Below are 15,111 nucleotides of genomic sequence, written 5' to 3' on the forward strand. Positions count from 1 at the left end.
CGAAGTCTTGTTTTCTTTGCGGCAGCGAAATCGGCTGCTCAGGCCTTCACTTCCACCCGCACCGGGAAGCGATCGAGGTAGAATGCGAAGCGTTTCCGAAGCGCCGGGATGTCGAGGTTGAAGTCACCGGCGAGGTCGTAGACCACCCGTCCGTCCTTGCCGCGCGGATGGCTGTCCATGTATTCGCGCATGTCGGCGATACTGTCCTCGCTCGAGGGGAGCCCGGCGAACTCCAGCACCTTCTGCGCGGTCCCGACATCGTCGGCGATGACGTCGCCGAACAGGATGTCGAGCCGCTGGCCCTGAGGCACCGTGTCCATGTCGCGCAGGTACGCGCGCAGCATGCGCTCGATGCGATCGACCCAGTAGGCGACATGCGCCTGGATATCCGGCTGCTTCTGGTGCGCGAGGACGGAAAGGCCCCGCATGGTCAGCACCGACTGCAGCAATGCCAGCGGGTCGCGGTGGATCTGGACGACATAGGCGTCCGGATAGTTGGCGACGAGCGCGGGTATCTGCTCGGAATGCTGGTTGCCCTTGAGGATCCAGCGCCGGTCCGACGGGAACTGGTGAGCGATGGCCTTGAGCATCCGCTTGCCATAGGCGTAATGCGGCGTCTGGTCGTGGCCGAGCAGATGATCGCGCCAGCGCGGCACCTCTGCCATCCATTCCCACTGATAGGTGGTGAAATCGGGCATCTGCAGTTCGTTCTCGCCGCAGGCGTGGTCCGGCGAATGCTCGTGCATCGCGGCCATGATGGCGTTCTGCTTCATCCGGTCCCAGTGCGCGCTGGAACGCAGCCAGCGCGGATCGACCCCGTCCGGCCCCGGCGCTTCGCCGGGCGCGAGCACTGCCTCGGAGCCGAGGTAGACCGGCAGGTGGCGCAGCCGGCGATCGGCGGCGATCAGGTTCTCGAGATGCGTGGTGCCCGAGCGCGGCAGGCCGACGATGATGATCGGGCGGTCGATGACCTCGCGATCGACCTCGGGATGCGCATCGAGGTAGGCCTTGTTCTTCAGGCGGTTCGCGACCTGCTTGACGCAGGCGGCGCGGAAGTTCGCCTTGGCGAAGCGCCACAGGTTGGGATTGCTCCCGACCTCTTCCAGCAACAGGCCCAGACGTTCGGTGAAATCGCCCGGCCCGAAGTCGGACAAGCCCGTCTGAGCCTGCGCGGCTGCGAGGACGGCTTCGACGGTCATGTCCAGCGGCTCGGCCTCGGCGGCTTCCAGCTCGGCCCGCCGCTCGGCGGGAAGCACCGGGTCGCGGAACTGCTCGACGCGGAAAACCTTGGTCTTGACCTCGGTTACGGTATCGGACGTGCTCATGCTCGGCGCTCCAGCGAGGTATTGAGCTTGCCGGCATTGGCCATCCAGCCGCCGTCGACCTTAACCAGATCGCCGGTGTGGTAACGCGATGCATCGCTCATAAAGTAGACCCCTATCCCTTCGAAATCCTCGGGTGTGCCGAACCGCGGGATCGGGCAGCGCTCACGCACTTGCGAGCCGAGCGGGGAATCGGGGCCCTGGTCCTTGACGGTCTCGCTCTCAGTGTAGCCGGGGCAGACGGTATTGGCGCGAATGCCATATTTGCCGAGATCGACGGCGATCCCCCGGGCCAGCGACGCCATCGCGCCCTTCGAGGCATTGTAGTGCTGCATGCCGATCGAGCCGGTTACGGCGGACAGGCTCGCACAGAACAGGATCGATCCGCCGGCGTCGCCCGCCTCCGCGCGCCCCCGCATATGGCGCGCGGCCTCACGGGCGAGGTAGAATGCGCCGTGCTGGTTGACCGACAGCAGCAAATGCCACGCCTCGCCGGTCATGTTGGTGAAGCAGCCCTGATTCATCATCAGGCCGGCATTGGCGATGGCACCATCCACGCGGCCCATCGTCGATACGGCCTGTGCGAAAGCCTCGATCACCCGGTTCTCGTCGGACACATCGACTTCCTGCGTGAACACCTTGGCGCCCAGGCCGCGCAGCTCGTCCGCCGCGACTTCATTCTTGTCCTGGCGCCTTCCCCAGATGACAAGGTCGCCGCCGGCCTTTGCAATGCCGCGGGCAAAACCCAGGCCGATGCCGGCATTGCCCCCGGAAATAACCACGACTCGCCCCTGCAAGTCCCACGGTAGACGAGCCATCGCCGCTCCACTCCACTATCTGTTTTTCATCGGCCGAACGACAAGACCGTCTCGGCACGTGGATTAAAAACAGTATCCTTTATATATGTCAAGTCGATCGACCGACGGACTCCTGCCGCCCAATTGAAGCAAACATTCGGAATGAGCGGAAAAATACACCACCCGCTTCATGCCGGACCTGGAACACGCAGCAAGATCGCGGAGACGATCTACTTTCCTGAGAAATTGACCCGGACAAACGGCGGCAACCTTCGACCGCTCATGCCTTTAGCCGCAAACGATCGGCACGGCCTTTCAACTCCATGTGAGCCAAGAGAAATCATATTGCAGACCCTTGCTCAGAGCCCGAAATAGAAATACAGTGTACTTTAATTAGTCAATCAGGGTGAGGATCAATGGTGCGTCAACGCGGCCTCCGCCTCACGGCGGCAAGGAACCCGCGCGCCTCTCGCGATCGGTGCTGCACAGTCTGATGCAGGATCTGCGCGATGGCCGGTACGAACGCGGAGAACGGTTGCCAGCGGAACGCGTTCTCGCGCAGGCTCTGGGTGTCAGCCGCCCCATCATTCGCGAAGCCCTGCACGCGCTCGACCTGCTCGGCGTGGTCGAGACGCGAGTGGGATCGGGCACGTATGTCGTCGATGCGCATCGCGACCTCGGCAATCAAGTCTTGCACGCTTCCGCCTTCGAAGTTCTCGGCACCCTCTCGACTCTGGAATGCTCTGCCCTGTTTCATGCTGCAGGCCTAACCGACAAGACACTGCTGGACGCACTTGCGGAAAGGCTGGAAGAGGCAATCCGCGCGGATGCCGACTTCGAAAGTTGGCACCATGGTCTGGCGGAATTCCACGTCACCCTCGCGAAAGCGGGAGGAAACGAAGTCCTCAACCTCATGATCGGGCAGCTTTGGCAGGTACGCCTTGGCACCTCGACAACGCACAGTCTTGTCCAGCGGGCGTGGCTGGCGGGATCGCTTGCCGACCACGAAACCCTTAGGCGGCTTCTGGCGGCCTTGCAGGCCGGCAACCACGATGTGGCGGGCCGGGAACTCAGGGCCGAGCACGACCGGGTCCTTGCAGCGGTCCTCGACATCCACGCCGAGGACGAAGTGGCGCGCGCTCGCGAATCCGTATCGCAGTTGCGCGCGAGATCCGTGCTGCCGCCTGCGGGATTCGGGCGCATGCCCACGTGCCGGTAATCCCGGAAGGAACACCGGCATGGCGAAAGCACATGCCTTCAATTGAGGGCCGAAGCGGCAATGCCCGCTTCGGCCCCGTCACCGTGCAGTCTGCCGGTCAGAACGTGTAGCGCACTCTCGCACCATACATGCGCGGATCACCGTAGTACCGCGACGTGAAGCCGCGCGAACCGGAAAGGCTGCGTGCCTCGTAATACCGCTTGTCGAATGCGTTCGTCACGAAGACCTGGAGATCGACGGGGGCGTCGAACGGCTTCTCCCAGTTCAGGTTGAAGTTGACCAGGTCATAGCTTGGCGCGACTTGCGTGTCGTAATTGGGATCCGAGGGGGCGAATACGCTGTAGACCCGGTTCGGCAAGGACGCATCGGCGCCGTAGAAAACCGAGCCAGTGTAGACATACGTAGCACCGAGGCTGACCTGGCCCACCGAGCCGGGCAACGGAAGCGTGTAGTTGGCCGTGACCGACAGCTTGTGGTTCGGCGTGAACTGCAGGCGCTTGCCCTCGATCGGAGTGCTTGCCACGAGGTTGTAGCCGCCGACCGGCTGCGTCGAGAGATCCGGCGCAATGAACTCGAGCAGCTTCGTGTTGAGATAGGCGTAGCTGGCCTGAAGCGTGAGGCCCTCGAAGGGAGAGATCGACGCTTCCGCTTCGAGGCCCCAGATCCGCGCCTTGCCGGCGTTGACCACGGCCGGGCCAGAGGGCAGGTTCGGCGCGATGCCGTTGGTATCGACGAACGAGACCTGCAGCTGCATGTCCTGGAAGTCGTTATAGAACCCCGAAAGATTGAAGCTGCCCGGCATCGCCCCGTGCCAGCTCGTCTTGATTCCGCCTTCATAGACGTCGACGCGCTCGGGCTCGTAAGTCTTGAAACCTACTGCCGCCAGCGGGCTGACCGATCCCTGCCGGTAGCCTCTTGCATACTTCGCGTAGACCATGATGTCCGGCATGATCTTGTAGTTCAGCCCGATCATCCATGTCGGCGCCTTCGAGCTCTGGCTATAGCGCTCGAGGCACGTCGCGGGTGAGCCGCCATACGTGAGGGCGGGATTGGTGCACGTGAACATCGGGGTGTTCCAGCCGGTGGCTGCGGCATAGGACGCCACCATGTTGGTGGAACTGCCCGTCGTCTTGTCCCAGGTATAGCGGATGCCCGCATCCAGAGTCAGGGCCGAGGTCAACTTGTAGCTGCCCTGCGCATAAGCGGCCATGTTGCGGAACGCCACGCGGCCGACATTGAAGTTTCTGCTACCCGTGGCGGTCGCCGCGCCGGTGACGGCCGAGGCATCGGTGCAGGCAAATTCCGCCCACTCCGCTTCACTGTCGCACAAGACCCCGTTCATGCTCTGCGAGCCCGCCCAGCCGAGCGGCAGGCTGCGCTCATAGTAGAGGCCTGCCTGCCAAGTCAGGTTGCTGCCGAAGTTGGTGCCCTGAAACTGCAGTTCCTGCGTGAACGTCTCCTGCTGTCCGCTGTGAAGGCCCGGCGGGCTGATCGATGTGTCGCTGCCCCAGCCCTTCCCGACATACTGGCTGGGCACGTTGACGGTCCTGAAATAGGGCGCGGTGCTGATCGGAACCCGCAGCGTGTTGCCGAGCGGAACCCACACGCCGAACAGGTCGATGGCCTGGTCCTGGATGATCTGGCCGTAGCTGTTGATGTTCTTGATCGTGAGGTTGTCGCTGACTTGCCACTTCAGCGAATTCACGATCTGCCAGGTCTCCAGCTTCTGGTACGCCCATGGCAGGGCGTTGGTCACCGTGAGGTCGCCGGCATCACGCTCGCGCTGGATTTGCTGGCAACTGTACCCGTTGGGACCGTTGGTGGTGACGCCGGCGGCACTGCTGGCATAGCAGTCGGTCGTCCTCGAGGCCGCGCCGTTGGTCTTCGAGCGGGTATAGGAGATGACGGTGTAGTTCTCCACGTTGTCCGAGAGGTCGGCGACCGCGCTCACCCGCGCGGCGACATAGCCCACGTCCGCGAAATCGCGGGGACCGACACCCGAGATGTTGCGCAGATAGCCGTCGCGCTCCTGGGTATCGACGCCGAAACGCAGTCGGAAGCTCTCGCCCACGGGCAGGTTGAGCACTGCCTGCACGCGTTTCATATCGTAGTTGCCTGCGGACGCCTCGACATATCCCTCGAAGTCGTAGGTCGGACGATTGGGGACGAGGACAACCGCGCCGCCGGTCGTATTGCGACCGAACAGGGTCCCCTGCGGCCCCTTGAGAACCTGGACGCTTTGCAGGTCGAACAGATGGCCCGGGCCCGCACCGTCACCCGAGGCGCTCAAAGGCGAGGAACGCGGCACGACCGCATCCGCGAAATAGACGCCAACCGAGGTCGTGGTGCGCGCCTCCTGGGTGAAACCGCGGATGGCAAAGGAGGCAAAGTCGGCCCCGTACCGCGAGTTTGCCGTCAGCGACGGCGTGTAGGTCGCGAGATCCTTCGCGGAGAACACGTTCTGGCGATCAAGCGCCTTCTGGTTGAACACCGTCATCGAGATGGGCACGTCTTGGAGGCGTTCCTCGACGCGGCGCGCGGTGACGATGATGTCGCCCGCAGAAGGAGATCCGGCGTTGTCGTCCCCGCCCTGATCCTGAGCGATAGCCGCCTGTAGCGGGATCGTCGCAAGCGTGGTGGATGCCAGGAGCACCAGCGCGGTCTTCTTCATTGTCTCTCCCTCCGGGCAAACGCTGTCCACGCTCACCGATGATAGTTCGCCCCCGACTGATCGCGAGGCACGTTTTCCTCGTGGACCGGCTTGTTCTTGCTCACACGGACGAGGCGCGATCCATTAAGGGTCCTTTTATCTGGATAATTTATTATCGGTCAAAGCGCTGTGGCGATTTCAGGTTACTCTAACTGAAACGCGGCGCAAGAAAGCACCTTGCTTTGGCTGCATTGGGTACAGAATGGTTCGATTACGCCGCCTTATGAGTTGCTCCGGCACAGGTCCTAGCTCAAAATCAAGGTAGGAGAGCCACGCTGGGCGGGAGGCAAACCGGGGTTGATTGGGGCTCGAATTGGCTGGACATGGCGATGATCCTCAGCCGCAACTCGGGGTAGAACGAGCGTGCGCTGCATCGCTGCCTACTAGTTCACATCTTCCACCAGCTTTACGAATTTCGCCATCACTGTCGCCAGCGCTGAACAACAGCTTCGCCGGGATCGCTCCCACCTGCGTGCCAGCATTTGGCGCGCCCTAGATTTTCGGCGCAATAGCCGCCAACCTCGCGAGCGAGATCATCTTCCCGCCAGCCCTGATAGAGGAAACTGCATGAGCCGCGTCCGTCGCCTTATGGATGCCGCGACCTATCACGACTTCATCCTCAAGATCATCCGTCATGCCGACGAGGAACCGGGCTTCAAAGTACTGCCAAGGCGTTTGGGTCCTCGACGCATTTTCGTATGGATGGCCCGCTGGAAACGGCTCGTTTGCGATTACGAGCAACGGATAGGCGTCTCGTACGCGATGATCCATGTCGCTCTCGGCAGCCTCATGCTCCGAAGAATTGTCCATCCATGAGCATTCTCAAACAGGCTCTTAGCTCGACTTTGTACGTTTTTGGTCAGGTCCAGGTCCAGAAGATGCTGTTTTCAGCAACGTGGTCGAGTGCTTGATCGAGGGGCAAGACGCATCCGCCCATATCATCGATATTTTCCCATTTTCGCTGGTGTGACCAGTAGCCGAGCCTGACTTCGTCACGCGTGCCGACAGGCTTGAGGCGGGCGATCGGTGCCTCGGTTGCCAGCAGATAGAGATGGTAAGCGCCTTTGTTCTCATACCATCCGACGCCGCCGCCGTTGGCCGCGTCGAACGTTTCGATGCGCAGAATGATTTCCTCGTCTTTCATGGTGCATCCATTGCCGCCGTCAGGTCACAGCATATCCGAGTCATCTCACCGCATGGCAACAGCCTAAGCGTTGCAACGTGCTTCAGTCAGGACTCGAAGCATGGGATGTTGGACCAGAACAAGGCCGTGATCGGCGATCCCGTCCCCCAGATCCTGCGCCAATGGCTGCAGGCATGGCGTCCCTGCTTTACGGCTCCCAGTTGGGAGCATGTACTTGTTCTTGTGATGGGGGGCGTGCTGGCCACGGGCAAACGGACCGTCACGTCTTGCCTGCGCGTGACCGGCCGGGGCGATGCTGCCAACTTTGCAACCTATCACCAGATCCTCAACCGCGCCCGCTGGAGCTCCCGTGCCGTTGCCAGGCGTTTACTGGGCATTGTGGTCGAACGGCTCGTGCCCGATGGTCCTGTGGTCATCGGTATGGACGACACCATTGAGCGGCGATGGGGGCGCCGGATCACCGCACGGGGTATCTACCGCGACCCGGTCCGCTCCAGTCACGGCCATTTCGTCAAAGCTAGCGGACTGCGCTGGCTCAGCTTTATGGTGCTCACCCCGGTGTCATGGACCCGCCTGATCAAAGCGCTGCCAGTCTTGACGTTGCTCGCTCCTTCGGAACGATCGAACCGTCAACGCGGCTGTCGTCATAAATTGCTGACGGACTGGGCGCGGCAGGGCGCGCTACAGCTGTCTCGCTGGCTGCCGGGTCGGCGGATCATCTTCATTGGCGACAGCAGCTTTGCTGTCCACGAACTGGCACATGCAATTGTCCGCCGGGCCACACTCATCAGCCGACTGCGGCTCGATGCCAACTTGTTTGCACAGCCTGCGGGGCGAACGGCACGCACGATGGGGCGCCCCGCACAGAAAGGGCGAGCATTACCAAAACTCAAGACCCTGCTCGCCAACCCGGCGACACGCTGGACCAGCATTCTCGTCTCTGCCTGGTATGGCCATGCGGGCGGCAAGACGCTCGAGATCACATCTGACATCGCCCTATGGTACAGGCCCGGCACCCCGGTCTTGCCGGTCCGCTGGGTCCTGGTTCGCGATCCTGACGCAAAGCGCGACCCGCAGGCCTTCTTCAGTACCGACATCACCCTCGAGCCCGCCGAGATAATCGCCCTCTACGTCCGCCGATGGCAGATCGAGGTCACCTTTGCAGAAACCCGCGCTCACCTTGGTGTCGAAACACAGCGCCAGTGGACCGACAAAGCCATAGCGCGAACCACGCCGGCGCTGCTGGGTCTCTACAGCCTAATATCGCTATGGGCCTGCGATCTGTTGACCATTAAAAGCACCCCTTATTCCGCCGCCTGGTATCGAAAAACCAACCTGACATTCAGTGACGCCATCGGAGCTGCCCGTCTCCAACTCTGGGTCGGCGACATTAATCAACACTCCCCGCCGCACCCAGAACCGAACTATATTCCCACAACCCGCCTAAAACGTATGGCTCAGGCACTATGCTTCGCTACCTGATCGTACAAAGTCGAGCTTAGGCGTCCGGGTCCTGCTCATAATTGCAGATGAAATGAGCAATCATGGTCGTGTCCCGCGGGGTGGTGTAGGAAGGTTTCCCTGAGAGGGTGGCCACCGTCGATCTTCTGGTAGGGTTCGGATGCGAACTCGAACCTGGAGAAGAAGACGATGACCGACGACAGAATGGCCCTTGTCGAGCTAATTGAGCAAGGGGCTGATAGCGATTTGGTGCGTGAGATGCTGGCTTTCGCCGCGGAGCGCATGATGGATCTGGAGATCGAGGCGAAGACGGGCGTGCCTTGCGGATCACGCAGCCCGGAGCGGCTGAACCACCGCAACGGCTACCGCGAGCGCAGTTGGGATACGCGAGCTGGCCGGATTGATCTGGCAATCCCGAAGCTGCGCAAAGGCAGTTACTTCCCGAGCTTCTTGGAGCCACGCCGCACCGCCGAGAAGGCCTTGGCGGCAGTGATCCAGGAAGCCTACGTCCACGGCGTTTCGACCCGTTCGGTCGACGATCTGGTCAAGGCTATGGGCGCCAGCGGTGTATCAAAGAGCCAGGTCAGCCGTTTGGTTGCCGAGATAGACGAGCGGGTGAATGCCTTCCTTACGCGGCCCATTGAAGGTGAGTGGCCCTATCTATGGATCGACGCCACCTACCTCAAAGAGCGCGAGGGCGGACGGATTGTCTCGACGGCGGCGATAATCGCGGTGGGCGTCAACACCGATGGCCGGCGCGAGGTTCTGGGCGTAGCCACCGGCCCGTCGGAAGCCGAACCCTTCTGGAAAGCCTTCCTGCGCTCGCTGGCGGATCGCGGCCTGCGAGGTGTGAAGCTGGTCATCTCCGACGATCACAAAGGGCTGCGCGCCGCGGCCAGCAAGGTATTTGCCGCAACCCAGCAGCGCTGCCGGGTGCACTGGATGCGCAACGCGTTTGCCCATGCCGCGCCGAAACAACGACCCGCTGTCATTGCCATGATCAAGACCATCTTCGCGCAGGAAACGGCCGAGGCAGCGCACCAGCAGTGGGACCAAGTTGCTGATGCCCTGCGCGAGAAGTTTCCAAAGCTGGCCGACATGATGGACGCATCACGCGAAGACGTGCTCGCCTACATGGCCTTCCCCAAGGATCATTGGGCGCAGATCGCGTCCACCAACCCGCTGGAAAGAGTCAACAAGGAGATCAAGCGAAGGGCCGACGTGATCGGCATATTCCCGAATGACGCTGCCGTCGTTCGTCTCGTCGGAGCGCTCATGCTGGAGCAGAACGATGAGTGGGCGGTATCGCGCCGCTACATGACACTGGAAACTCTCGGCTCGGTGAGCCATAACCCTATTGTCAGCTTGCCAGCACTGGCCGCCTGACCTGAACCTGATCCTGCCGTAGATCGACGGTTCCTACACCACCCCGCGGGACACGACCGCAATCATGTGGGCCCGGTTGCGCGTGCGGGTCTTGAGACGCACGTTTTCAACATGCCGTTCAACCGTGCAAGGCGCAATTAGGAGGACTCTCGCGACTTCTTTTGCAGACTTACCCGCGGCAATAAGGTTTATGATTTCGCATTCTCTCGGCGTGAGGCGAAGTTTCAGGTCTTTCATCGATACCCCCTGCTTTTATGTAATTTCTGGAACTTCAGAGATAGACTTGAAATTAAGTGAAAGAATAAGGGATCCAGCCGAATTATTGACTTCAATTGACCATTCATCACTTTGCCAAAATGTTCCTTCTGCATGGACAAGAAGGTCTCCCGCAAACCTGATTGCCTCGAGACGCACCTCGGCAAGACCTTCCAGGACAGTTCCTTGAAGATCAGGAAATGATTTACCATCCAGAACATGGAAAAAATATCTAGGCACTGTTCATAATTTCCTGTGATGAAAACACAAAATCAAACACTTAAAATAAAAATCGCGTCACAATTATGGATATATAAATAAATCTGTGCGATATTTTATAATTTAATACTCTATTGTTGTTATAATTTAACAAAAATGAAACAAATATCATCTACAGATCATTCTTGAGAAGCTCGACCAACGTTGTCACTTTCACGGTAGAAAACGTCGAGAAGGTGTCAGAAATGGCGTATGGCAGAACGATCCGCTCACCGAAGCGCATGGCCCCGCAAGAGTAGACCACATTGGGAACATATCCTTCGCGCTCTGCGGCTTCCGGCCCCACAAGGGGCTCACGAGAACGGCCGATCACCCGGGTCACATCCTCCTTGTCAAGCAGGACCGCGCCTATTGAATAATGCCGCATCGGTCCCACCCCGTGGATGAACAGTAGCCATCCCTCGTCGAGTTCAATGGGCGATCCGCAAGCGCCGATCTGGATGAATTCCCCAGGAAACTTCGGCGCCAATAAAGGCGTCCCACCAGTCCATTCGGACAAGTTGTCAGAATAGAGCAGGTAAAGATTTTCGTTGTCGTACCGCGCGATCATGGCATATCGCCCGTTCAACTTGCGGGGAAACAGGGCCATGCCCTTGTTCTCGGCCGCAGTGCCTTTGAGCGGGACCAGCCGGAACGATAAGAAATCGGCGGTTTCCAGCAGTTCGGAGCGGATCGAACGCCCGCTGTAAGCGGTGTATGTGGCGTAATATGTGATCGTTCCTTCGTGCTCAAAGGCCACGAAGCGTGCATCTTCTATGCCGTTGGACTGCGCATCCGTAATCGGGAAGATCACTCTTTCCGATGGATCACTTTCGGGCATGAAGGACAGTTCGATCCGGTCTCCCACACACGCCGTGACGGCCGGCAATCTGGCAAGGCGCGCAGGCGGGTCGATGTCCATTGCTCCGTCAGGGCCTATGGTTCCGGAGCGAAACGTCAGGGAGGAAATGTGCCCTTCGCCAACCGCGCGCAAAGAGAGAATTACGCGGATGCAGCCGAGCTTCGCGCCGGTCTGACATGGGTGAGGAACGATGCTGGGATTAAACAGCGCGGCGGCTTCGAAGCTGTATTCATTTAGGAAATAAGCGCCGATCAACTGACGCTGGGAAAGAGAGAGCGAAGCATCTCCGAAATAGGACACTTCCATTTCCCGGGCGCGTCGTTCGAAGATTTCGGGAAGGTTGTGGTGGCGATCGTCGAAGCTGTCCAGAGTCGCCTGCAGCAGGGAGACCACTTCGTCCACGCCAAGACCTAATACCCAATCGACGATATGATTGACGCGAGTCTTGTCGAGAGGATTGTGGTCGCGTGGCTCGATCGAAGGTCGGAAGGGGCGAACCACTACGCGCGAAGGATCGGGTCGCAGGTACAGCGCCTGGCGATTGAAGAATGGATGCTGTTCCACGCCGTTTCTCAGTTGGATAACTGATTGTGAAGAGATGCAGCATCCAGAGGGCGCAGCGTTGAGACGGTGACATCCATTCGCTCGATCCTTCGCATGTCGACAAGGGCGAGCAGATAGGCAAGCAGGGATTCCGCGCCGCGATTCTCGTTGGCTCGGTCGGGGTGCAGTCCGTCACGGCAACTGCCCGTGTCAGAATCGACCAGCGGCACTTCAAGATCGTTTTCGCCCATGAACCATGCGAAGGCCCGAAGCGCTTCTCTTTTCCACTCCCCTGCCGGATCGACGGTGATAGCGGCGAGACAAGCAGCGATCGTTGCACATGCCTCGACCGGCTGCTGGTCGAAAGGCAATGGATGTTCGCGGTGCCGAAGCATGAACCCTTGCGATCCGACCGGACGGAAGTGCGCGTCCTGCCCAGGCCGTGCGGGTGCGGTCTGGATGCCCGTCAACCAGCGCAGAGTGCGCAATCCCTGAGTGACGAGATGGTCTGCGCCGATGGCTGCACCGGTGACGATCAGCGCTTCGCACAAGCGAGCATTGTCATAGGAAAGCCGATCCTCGAACCAGAGCCAGTCAGGGCTTTCACATTGGAGCAGAAGATTTTCCAGCCGTATGGCCAACTCCAGGCGAAAGCCCTTCGCTTCACTGCCGTTCGGATGTGCCGGGCAGAACGCGGCGAGTCCCAGCAACGTGAAGGCCCACGCGCGCGGCGATGTGAACGCCTCGACCGAAGCCAGCGCGCTCGTGAACATAGCTGTGGCCCATTGTGCCAGTACCGGATCATTAGTGCCCGCCGAGGCGGCGCCAAGCGCCCAGAGCGTGCGACCGTGGCTGTCTTCCGAACCCGCCGGTTCAAGCCAGCGGCGGTCGAAGCCCATGAAGTTACGGAAACGGCCTTGGTCCGGGTTCCAGGCATGCTGGATGAAAGCCGCGAAACGCGGGGTCATCGTTTCGAATGAGGGCACCGGCGCATCGATTGCCATGCCGCAGCACAGCAACAGGGCCCGCGCGTTATCGTCGATGCAGTAGCCATGGTTGCGATCGGCGATGCCATAGACCGCATGCTGGAACATTCCCGTATCGTCGCACATGGCTGCGAAGTGCCCCAGGGCCAGAGGGGGCAAAGCGCTTGCGGAAGCCTTCCCACAACGCCGACGCAGTTCTGCCCGGAACGCATCGCGATAGCGTCTGGCAGAATTCCCCAGGTCGTCGCCCGGCTTGCCGCATAGGCTTTCCCGCCCATGGCCAGGCGCGCCTCGTCGTCGATCAGCAGGTCGGCAACCGCCGCGCCAAGGGCATCAGGGTCCCCGAACGGCACCAGTATGCCCGAGCCGTTGGTCAGCAATTCCTCCGCGTGCCAGTAGGGCGTGGACACAACGGGCCGCCCCATGCCGTGCGAATAGGCCAACGTACCTGAGGTCATTTGCGATTTTACCAAGTAGGGGGTCACATAGACGTCGCACATCGCGATGTGCTCAAGCAGTTCGGGGCGGTCCACGAAGCGGTTGAGGAACAGCACATGGCCGTCGAGATTCAGTTCGTGAACCCTTGAGATAAGGCTGTCGCGATAGGTTTCACCCGTTTCGCGCAGCAGCACGGGGTGGGTAGCCCCCATCACTACATAGATCGTATCAGGCGCTTGCTCGAGCACGACAGGCATCGCCTCGATCATCGTTTCGATGCCCTTGTTGGGGCTGATCAGGCCGAACGTGAGGATGACGCGGCGACCGGCGAAGCCCAGGCGCTCTTTTGCGCCTTGCGGGATGACCAGCGGAACGTCCGGGATGCCATGCGGAATGACGAGAATCTTTTCGGGATCGGCACCATAGCAGTCGATCAGAACCCTGCGCCCTTCCTGCGCCATGACCACCACACGCGCCGAAGCAGCGAGGATCGTGTCAATTACCGCGCGTTGCGCGCTGGTGGGGCTGTCCAATACGGTATGCAGAGTCGTGAACAGCGGGACGCGAAGCGCGGCGATCAGGCCAAGCACCAGTTCTCCCGCCTCACCGCCGAAAATTCCGAACTCATGCTGGAGGCATGCGACGTCGAAGTTCTGACCGTTTATGAAGTCTGCCGCCGCAAGATAGCCTCCGGCATCTTCCTCGGCGATCGACCATCGGACGTGAGGTGGAAATGCATACTGACCGCCGGGGTCGCACATGGCGATGATCGCGGTCTGAGCCACATCGTCCAGGCTGCGGACAGCCAGTTCAAGGTCGGTGGTAAATGTGGCGATGCCGCAGCGACGCGGCAGGGCATTACCGATAAAGGCAATCCGCAATCCGGGAAGGGAACGCTTGTCTCAGAGCTTCCCTTTCTGTTTACGCGTTACAGAAAGGACTGGTGAGGCATCTGCCGAAGGCAGCCCGACCGGCGGCTTGGGCTTGGACGCTTTCGGTTTGCGGACTTCGCGGTTGCTGCGCTTTTGCGATTTTGCCATTTCAGGCTGCTCCCTGCATGGAAACTGGCTCGGATGTCGCGACAAGCGGACGGGTGACCTCACTCGGATAGAGCGCCATTCCACGCGAGGCGGCAAAAAACGGGCGATGGGGGTAAGGGATCGACGCGAAGCTGGCTTTGGAAACCACGAACTGCCCTTCGCAATTTGCAATCTCACGAGCGTCCGTAGCGCGAGTGAAACGCATCATGGCAAGCTGTTCATCTTTGAATATCTGATTGATGCACATGATGTGCGCTCCTGCATCAAGCGGGGGCACATTGTATCCCTCAGCCGTGAGTGGCTCGGATGCGAAGTCTCACGATATGGCGTTCATAGCATGGATCGCCGATTACCTTGCATACATTCGCTGGAACAAGAAAGCCAAGCCGCGCGACGATCTATGAAGAACGTCATCATGCTATCCGCTTTTTATAAAATGGGCACTATAGTGAGGATTAATATTTTATCTTCCAGGTTAGTCTGGTGCGCAGACCAATAGCACCACGCTTCGCACCCAAGTTTCGACAGCGGGCGGAAAGGAGGCGCCCATCGACAAGCTTTTGGCCGCTTGCGGAGCGGGTTCACCAGTAAGCTTCGCTGTCTGGCTGAAGCCCAAAGACGACCAGTCGCCTTTCATGTGACGGTTGGAGAAGCGACGGATCAAGGTCTATGATGCGCTGATCACCTGCC

The 15,111-nt window shown here is 60.2% G+C and carries 13 protein-coding genes; 4 read left to right on the forward strand and 9 right to left on the reverse strand.

Annotated features, from left to right (window positions below; translation table 11 throughout):
- Positions 1–38 precede the first annotated feature (38 nt).
- Positions 39–1,325: a sulfotransferase family protein gene (locus KZO24_RS08320; RefSeq protein WP_271184282.1), complete on the reverse strand. Its 1,287-nt coding sequence runs from the start codon at positions 1,323–1,325 to the stop codon at positions 39–41.
- Complete coding sequence (locus tag KZO24_RS08325; protein WP_271184283.1) at positions 1,322–2,104, reverse strand: SDR family NAD(P)-dependent oxidoreductase; 783 nt, start codon at positions 2,102–2,104, stop codon at positions 1,322–1,324. Before KZO24_RS08325 ends, KZO24_RS08320 begins: the two co-directional genes overlap by 4 nt.
- Positions 2,105–2,612: 508 nt before the next feature.
- Here KZO24_RS08325 and KZO24_RS08330 point away from each other — a divergent pair.
- Positions 2,613–3,338: a FadR/GntR family transcriptional regulator gene (locus KZO24_RS08330; protein ID WP_486487107.1), complete on the forward strand. Its 726-nt coding sequence runs from the start codon at positions 2,613–2,615 to the stop codon at positions 3,336–3,338.
- Between the two features lie 97 nt (positions 3,339–3,435).
- Here the strand turns inward: KZO24_RS08330 and KZO24_RS08335 are convergent, their stop codons facing one another.
- Positions 3,436–6,009, reverse strand: coding sequence for a TonB-dependent receptor (locus KZO24_RS08335; RefSeq protein WP_486487108.1), 2,574 nt, complete (start codon positions 6,007–6,009; stop codon positions 3,436–3,438).
- Positions 6,010–6,615: 606 nt separating this feature from the next.
- Between KZO24_RS08335 and KZO24_RS08340 the strand changes: the two genes are divergently transcribed.
- A complete protein-coding gene (locus KZO24_RS08340; protein WP_271184286.1) occupies positions 6,616–6,864 on the forward strand; it encodes a hypothetical protein in 249 nt (82 codons plus the stop codon).
- Between the two features lie 43 nt (positions 6,865–6,907).
- On the opposite strand, the gene KZO24_RS08345 is transcribed toward KZO24_RS08340, so the two are convergent.
- Complete coding sequence (locus KZO24_RS08345; RefSeq protein WP_036528601.1) at positions 6,908–7,192, reverse strand: hypothetical protein; 285 nt, start codon at positions 7,190–7,192, stop codon at positions 6,908–6,910.
- A 105-nt stretch (positions 7,193–7,297) separates the two neighbouring features.
- Between KZO24_RS08345 and KZO24_RS08350 the strand changes: the two genes are divergently transcribed.
- Both KZO24_RS08350 and KZO24_RS08355 read left to right on the forward strand, forming a co-directional pair.
- On the forward strand, positions 7,298–8,674 hold the full coding sequence (locus KZO24_RS08350) for an IS701 family transposase (protein WP_486487109.1): 1,377 nt from the start codon (positions 7,298–7,300) through the stop codon (positions 8,672–8,674).
- Positions 8,675–8,842: 168 nt separating this feature from the next.
- A complete protein-coding gene (locus tag KZO24_RS08355; protein ID WP_103094720.1) occupies positions 8,843–10,039 on the forward strand; it encodes an IS256 family transposase in 1,197 nt (398 codons plus the stop codon).
- A gap of 33 nt (positions 10,040–10,072) precedes the next feature.
- Here KZO24_RS08355 and KZO24_RS08360 read toward each other — a convergent pair whose 3' ends face one another.
- The 5 genes from KZO24_RS08360 to KZO24_RS08380 all read right to left on the reverse strand — a co-directional run bounded on the left by KZO24_RS08360 (position 10,073) and on the right by KZO24_RS08380 (position 14,668).
- Positions 10,073–10,276: a helix-turn-helix domain-containing protein gene (locus KZO24_RS08360; protein WP_486487110.1), complete on the reverse strand. Its 204-nt coding sequence runs from the start codon at positions 10,274–10,276 to the stop codon at positions 10,073–10,075.
- 15 nt (positions 10,277–10,291) lie between these two features.
- Positions 10,292–10,534, reverse strand: coding sequence for a DUF6894 family protein (locus KZO24_RS08365; protein WP_271184288.1), 243 nt, complete (start codon positions 10,532–10,534; stop codon positions 10,292–10,294).
- 151 nt (positions 10,535–10,685) lie between these two features.
- Positions 10,686–11,978 (reverse strand): glycoside hydrolase family 130 protein, encoded by a 1,293-nt coding sequence (locus KZO24_RS08370; protein WP_379525556.1) that lies wholly within the window; start codon positions 11,976–11,978, stop codon positions 10,686–10,688.
- A 943-nt stretch (positions 11,979–12,921) separates the two neighbouring features.
- The gene (locus KZO24_RS08375) at positions 12,922–14,262 is read right to left on the reverse strand and encodes a glycosyltransferase family 4 protein (protein ID WP_486487111.1); all 1,341 of its coding nucleotides are present in this window, start codon (positions 14,260–14,262) and stop codon (positions 12,922–12,924) included.
- A gap of 160 nt (positions 14,263–14,422) precedes the next feature.
- Entirely contained in the window at positions 14,423–14,668 is a 246-nt protein-coding gene (locus KZO24_RS08380; RefSeq protein ID WP_430098156.1) for a hypothetical protein, read from the reverse strand.
- Positions 14,669–15,111: the final 443 nt, after the last annotated feature.

The organism is Novosphingobium sp. NFX11 (assembly GCF_057376415.1).

Bases quoted from the DNA above. Each gene is read 5' to 3' on its own strand.
- KZO24_RS08320 (WP_271184282.1), bottom strand. From the start codon at position 1,325: ATGAGCACGTCCGATACCGTAACCGAGGTCAAGACCAAGGTTTTCCGC.
- KZO24_RS08330 (WP_486487107.1), top strand. From the start codon at position 2,613: ATGCAGGATCTGCGCGATGGCCGGTACGAACGCGGAGAACGGTTGCCA.
- KZO24_RS08335 (WP_486487108.1), bottom strand. From the start codon at position 6,009: ATGAAGAAGACCGCGCTGGTGCTCCTGGCATCCACCACGCTTGCGACG.
- KZO24_RS08340 (WP_271184286.1), top strand. From the start codon at position 6,616: ATGAGCCGCGTCCGTCGCCTTATGGATGCCGCGACCTATCACGACTTC.
- KZO24_RS08345 (WP_036528601.1), bottom strand. From the start codon at position 7,192: ATGAAAGACGAGGAAATCATTCTGCGCATCGAAACGTTCGACGCGGCC.
- KZO24_RS08350 (WP_486487109.1), top strand. From the start codon at position 7,298: ATGTTGGACCAGAACAAGGCCGTGATCGGCGATCCCGTCCCCCAGATC.
- KZO24_RS08355 (WP_103094720.1), top strand. From the start codon at position 8,843: ATGACCGACGACAGAATGGCCCTTGTCGAGCTAATTGAGCAAGGGGCT.
- KZO24_RS08360 (WP_486487110.1), bottom strand. From the start codon at position 10,276: ATGAAAGACCTGAAACTTCGCCTCACGCCGAGAGAATGCGAAATCATA.
- KZO24_RS08380 (WP_430098156.1), bottom strand. From the start codon at position 14,668: ATGTGCATCAATCAGATATTCAAAGATGAACAGCTTGCCATGATGCGT.